Here is a 5193-nt window from a genome sequence, read left to right as displayed (position 1 = left end):
GTTGAGCATGTCGATTGTCGGCGATAGCGATAAAGTGCGTCAGGGATTAGCCGCGCTGATGCGCGAAACGCAGGCCGATGAAATCATGGTTAATGGCCAGATTTTCGACCCGCAAGCCCGTCTGCGTTCCTTCGCACTGGCGATGGAAGCGGCACGCTCGCTGTAACGTTTACTGCTGTGGGGTCAATCCTTCTGGCCCCACAGCCACCATACGCACATCACGAGCCGGCGATTGCCCGTAAAAACGGCTGTATTCACGGCTAAACTGCGAAGCGCTCTGATACCCCACGCGATACCCTGCGGTTCCCGCATCTAACTTATCAATCAACATCAAACGCCGCGCTTCGTTAAGACGTAACTGCTTTTGATACTGCATTGGTGTCATGGCCGTGACCGATTTGAAATGATGGTGCAGCGACGAAATACTCATGCCCACGCTACTGGCCAGTTGATCCATCTTGAGCGGCTGATGAAAGTTTTCACGTAGCCAGCGTGCCGCGCGCGCCACTTTGTTGCCCGGCCGCTCCGTCAACGCCATGTTGAGGATGCGGGGTCCTTCCGGCCCGGTAAGGAGTCGATAGAAAATCTCTTGCTCAATTAACGGTGCCAGCGCCGGAATATCCTGGGGCTGATCCAACAGCTCAATCAGGCGGATCACGGCATCGACCAGGGGCGTCGCCACTTTGTGTACCGTAATCCCACGTTCATTGGTTACCGTTGCGCCAATCTGCTGCAGCGGGAAATGTTCGAGGTAGTGCATCAGGCGCGTTTCATTGATGGTGATCCCGACGCCCAGATTCGGTTTCTCCTCCGTGGCCTGCACCACGCAGGATTGCACCGGCATATCCAGCGTCACTAGCAGCAGATCGCCCGGTCCGTAATGCATCACGTCGTCACCCATGCGCAATGCTTTTTGCCCTTGCGCCACCAGTGCAAAACTGGCCCAGGTGGCAATGTGCGACAGGCTCGTGGGTTTGGAGCTTCGGCCAAAAGAGAGAAAATCGATGGGGCTGAAGTGGCGGCCATCTTCCGGGGTATGGCGAGCGATCATCGCCACCAACTGCTGCCACTGTTCCTGATGAATCATGCGTTGCGCACTCCGTGATGAGTGATCACTGTCCCCGCATTCTCGCCTTTCGCTCGCGTGACGCCTAGTCCCTGCACAACACATTTGCAGGATTGTGCAAAAAGCTTGCAGGATTGCGCTACCGCAAAATTGTATGGACAGCGCATGCTTACCCTTCCCCGAATTCTCAGGTGGAGAGACACAATGAAAGCACTTGAAGGCAAAATCGCGCTGGTGACGGGCGCCTCGAAAGGCATTGGCGCCGCCATTGCTATGACTTTCGCGGCGGCCGGCGCTCGCGTCATTGTTAATTACCGCCAGGATGAAGCGGGTGCGGCAGATGTGGTTGCGGATATCTGCGAGCTGGGCAGCGATGCCATTGCGGTACAAGCAGATATCTCTCGCGAGGCCGATGTGCAGCGTTTATTCGCGCGCAGCATCGAGCAGTATGGCGCGCCGGATATCGTGGTCAACAATGCCGGTATTTTCCATCATGGCGATTTCGCCGAACTCAGCCTCAGTGAAATGCAGCAGCAGCTCAATGTAAATGTATTGGGCACGTTACTGGTCTGCCAGCAGGCGGCGAAACATTTCCCGGCTCGCGGGGGCACCATCATTAACTTGAGCGCCCTTAACAGCCAACGCAGCACACCAGGCTCGGTGTTATGGGCAGCGACCAAAGGGGCAATTGATACCTTAACGCAGGGCCTGGCTCGTGAATTGGGGCCACGTAATATTCGCGTCAATGCGCTGGCACCAGGAATCATCCTGACCGAAGGTTTACTGGCAGCGAAGAAGATGAATCCGGATGTCAAAGCGAAGCTGATCGCTGCTACGCCGTTGGGACGGTTTGGTCTGCCGGAAGATGTGGCGCAGGTTGCCCTGTTTCTGGCATCAGAAGAGTCAGCCTACGTCAGTGGAGAGCGGGTGTTAATTGCCGGCGGCGTGTAACGTTTAATTTACGAACATAAAAAAGGGACGCCATGGCGTCCCTTTTTATTTTTAAGCGTTTATCGCTTAAGCGTCACGACGACGTGGTGCAGATGCACCCTCTTCACGACGTGGGCCACGGCCGCCTTCACGGTTGAAGCGTCCGCCTTCACGGCCACCTTCACGACGCTCAGAGAAACGACGCGGTGCGCCATTACCACGACGCTCGCCATCACGACCGCCTGGACGACGTTCACTACGCTCGAACGCAGGAGCATCACCCATCAACTGCATGTTCATCGGCTTGTTCAGGATGCGCGTGCGAGTGAAGTGCTGCAGAACTTCGCCCGGCATACCTTTAGGCAGCTCGATGGTTGAGTGCGTACCAAACAGCTTGATGTTACCGATGTAACGGCTGCTGATGTCGCCTTCGTTAGCGATCGCGCCCACGATATGGCGAACTTCAACACCATCATCACGGCCCACTTCAATGCGGTACAGCTGCATTTCGCCAACGTCACGACGTTCGCGACGTGGAGCGCCATCACGGTCACCGCGGCTTTCACGTGGACCACGTGAGTCACGACGATCATCGCGGTCGCGGAACTCACGACGTGGTGGGCGTGGTGCTTCTGGTGGCAGAATCAGTGGACGTTCGCCCTGTGCCATTTTCAGCAGTGCTGCGGCCAGTGTTTCGAGATCCAGATCTTCGCCCGGCTGCATTTTGCTCAGCAGCGCACGGTACATATCCAGATCGCTGCTTTCCAGCTGCAGCTGTACTTTGGCGGCGAATTTAGCCAGACGGCGCTCGCTCAGCAGCTCTGCATTTGGCAGTTCAACTTCTGGAATAGTCAACTTCATGGTGCGTTCGATGTTACGCAGCAGACGACGCTCGCGGTTCTCAACGAACAGCAGCGCACGACCAGCACGACCCGCACGACCGGTACGACCGATACGGTGAACGTAAGACTCAGCATCCATTGGGATGTCATAGTTAACAACCAGGCTGATACGCTCAACGTCCAGACCACGTGCTGCAACGTCGGTCGCGATCAGGATATCCAGACGACCATCTTTCAGGCGCTCCAGTGTCTGCTCACGCAGAGCCTGGTTCATGTCACCGTTCAGTGCTGCGCTGTTATAGCCGCTGCGCTCCAGCGCTTCAGCCACTTCCAGCGTAGCGTTTTTGGTACGCACGAAGATGATGGCAGCATCAAAGTCTTCCGCTTCCAGGAAACGCACCAGCGCGTCAGTTTTACGGCCATAAGCGGTCCAGTAAGACTGAGAAATGTCAGGACGCGTGGTCAGGCTTGACTGAATGCGCACTTCCTGTGGATCTTTCATGAAGCGTTTGGTGATACGACGAATCGCTTCTGGCATGGTCGCTGAGAACAGCGCGGTCTGATGACCGTCTGGGATCTGCGCCATGATGGTTTCAACGTCTTCGATGAAGCCCATACGCAGCATTTCATCAGCTTCGTCCAGCACCAGGCCGCGCAGGTTAGACAGATCTAACGTGCCGCGTTTCAGGTGATCCAGCAGACGACCAGGCGTACCTACGACAACCTGTGGTCCCTGGCGCAGTGCGCGCAGCTGAACGTCATAGCGCTGGCCGCCGTACAGGGCAACCACGTTCACGCCACGCATGTGTTTAGAGAATTCCGTCATGGCTTCAGCAACCTGAACAGCCAGTTCACGGGTTGGAGCCAGCACCAGGATCTGTGGTGCGCGGACAGATGGATCAATGTTGTTCAGTAACGGCAGGGAGAATGCCGCTGTTTTACCACTCCCGGTCTGCGCCATACCCAGCACATCACGGCCCGCCAGCAGGTGAGGAATACACTCAGCCTGGATTGGGGATGGCTTTTCGTAGCCCATACCGTTCAGTGATTCGAGGATGTCAGCGTTCAGGCCAAGGTCAGAAAAAGTGGTTTGAATATCAGTCATGTAGTACACGTGCCTCTTAGATTGCGGCGGCCAGTCTACATAACTCGTCGTGAAAATTTTCAGTCATTTTCATCAAAAAGTGTGAACCGGCTCAAATTAGAAGTTTTGACGAACAGAAAAGCCCTCACCTCGAAGATGATGACTTTACAAGTATTCAGGCAATAAAAGTTCGTCAGCTATTGCTGGTCAGATTCTGATAAATCGTCTTGTGTCTGGCCGAGTTGCGCCAGTTCCAACAATGCGTATCGGTGCTCAACAAAGTTGTTAACATTGTTAGCGACCGCCAGTTTGAACAACGCTTTCGCGTCGTCCTTCTCCCCCAGACTTAGGTAGTACTTACCTAAATAGAAGTTGGTTTCACTGAGATGTTCAGCGAGCGAGGTGTTATCCGTTGCGTCCGCCTTGAGACGTTCCATCAGCGTTTTTTCACTGATGTCGCCAAGGTAGAACTCGACAATATTCCATCCCCATTGGTCCCGGACCGCTTTGTCATGTCGCTGTCTCAGCGTGACTTTGGCCTTGTCGGCATCCATATCGCTTTCAACGAGATAGAGCCAAAGGCTGCGGAAAGGATCGTTAGGATCGTCTTGATAAAACGCCAGCAGATCATCTTGCGCTAACTTGTATCGACCGCCGTAATAGAGGGCGATACCACGGTTTAAATGCGCATAGTTGTAAGTTGGATCAAGCTCAAGTACAGAATCAAACGCTTCATAGGCAGCATCAAAGTTGCCTGCCTGCGTTAAATATATACCGAGGTAGTTAAACACCTCAGGCATATCCGGTCTTATAGACAGCGCTTGCGAGAAATCGTTCCGCGCTAATGCCCTCAGACCCAAACTATCATACAACACTCCGCGCTCATATAATAGCTGTGCGCGTTCATCATCGGTCAGGGCACGACTGGCAAGAATTTGTTCCATTCGCGCCAGGATCACCTCTTGCTGCAGTGTGGGCTGCAAAGGTACTGCCAGAACTTCGTTCTTACGCCAATTGGAGTTGCTGCATCCTGCCAGCGTGATAGCTGTCGCAACAAAACACCAGCGCAAAAAAGGCTTCATTTCCCACTCCCGAATACAAACATTGGGATAACCATCCTGTCATCCGCCTGCTGTGCACAAGGATTCCCGCCAGTTATTCCAGAAGTAAACAATCACCGCGAACATCGTGCCGGTATGCAGCATCACCAGCAACAGCGTCATGTCCGGGGCCGCGGGGTCAAGGCCCAACAACTTTTCGGTCATAATGAC

Annotated in this window: 5 protein-coding genes and 1 pseudogene; 2 read left to right on the top strand and 4 right to left on the bottom strand. The window is 54.4% G+C overall.

The features are described from left to right. Positions 1-166 (top strand): annotated as a pseudogene (locus H7A81_RS27850) (LLM class flavin-dependent oxidoreductase); the annotation flags it as partial. A 3-nt stretch (positions 167-169) separates the two neighbouring features. Here H7A81_RS27850 and H7A81_RS25450 read toward each other — a convergent pair. Continuing rightward, positions 170-1087, bottom strand: a complete 918-nt coding sequence (locus H7A81_RS25450) for an AraC family transcriptional regulator (protein ID WP_182059121.1) — start codon at positions 1085-1087, stop codon at positions 170-172. A 183-nt stretch (positions 1088-1270) separates the two neighbouring features. Here H7A81_RS25450 and H7A81_RS25445 point away from each other — a divergent pair, with 183 nt between their 5' ends. Continuing rightward, positions 1271-2017, top strand: coding sequence for an SDR family NAD(P)-dependent oxidoreductase (locus H7A81_RS25445; RefSeq protein ID WP_182059120.1), 747 nt, complete (start codon positions 1271-1273; stop codon positions 2015-2017). 66 nt (positions 2018-2083) lie between these two features. Here H7A81_RS25445 and H7A81_RS25440 read toward each other — a convergent pair whose 3' ends face one another. The 3 genes from H7A81_RS25440 to nlpI form a co-directional block, all read right to left on the bottom strand. After that, entirely contained in the window at positions 2084-3943 is a 1860-nt protein-coding gene (locus H7A81_RS25440; RefSeq protein ID WP_182059119.1) for a DEAD/DEAH family ATP-dependent RNA helicase, read from the bottom strand. 16 nt (positions 3944-3959) lie between these two features. Next, positions 3960-4016: a protein YrbN gene (gene yrbN / locus H7A81_RS28040; protein WP_100229640.1), complete on the bottom strand. Its 57-nt coding sequence runs from the start codon at positions 4014-4016 to the stop codon at positions 3960-3962. Positions 4017-4119: 103 nt separating this feature from the next. Then, positions 4120-5004, bottom strand: a complete 885-nt coding sequence (nlpI, locus tag H7A81_RS25430; RefSeq protein ID WP_008104288.1) for a lipoprotein NlpI — start codon at positions 5002-5004, stop codon at positions 4120-4122. Positions 5005-5193: the final 189 nt, after the last annotated feature.

It is taken from the genome of Pantoea sp. ME81 (assembly GCF_903970985.1).
GTDB classification, from domain to species: domain Bacteria; phylum Pseudomonadota; class Gammaproteobacteria; order Enterobacterales; family Enterobacteriaceae; genus Pantoea; species Pantoea communis.
This window is presented reverse-complemented; position numbering and strand designations above follow the sequence as displayed.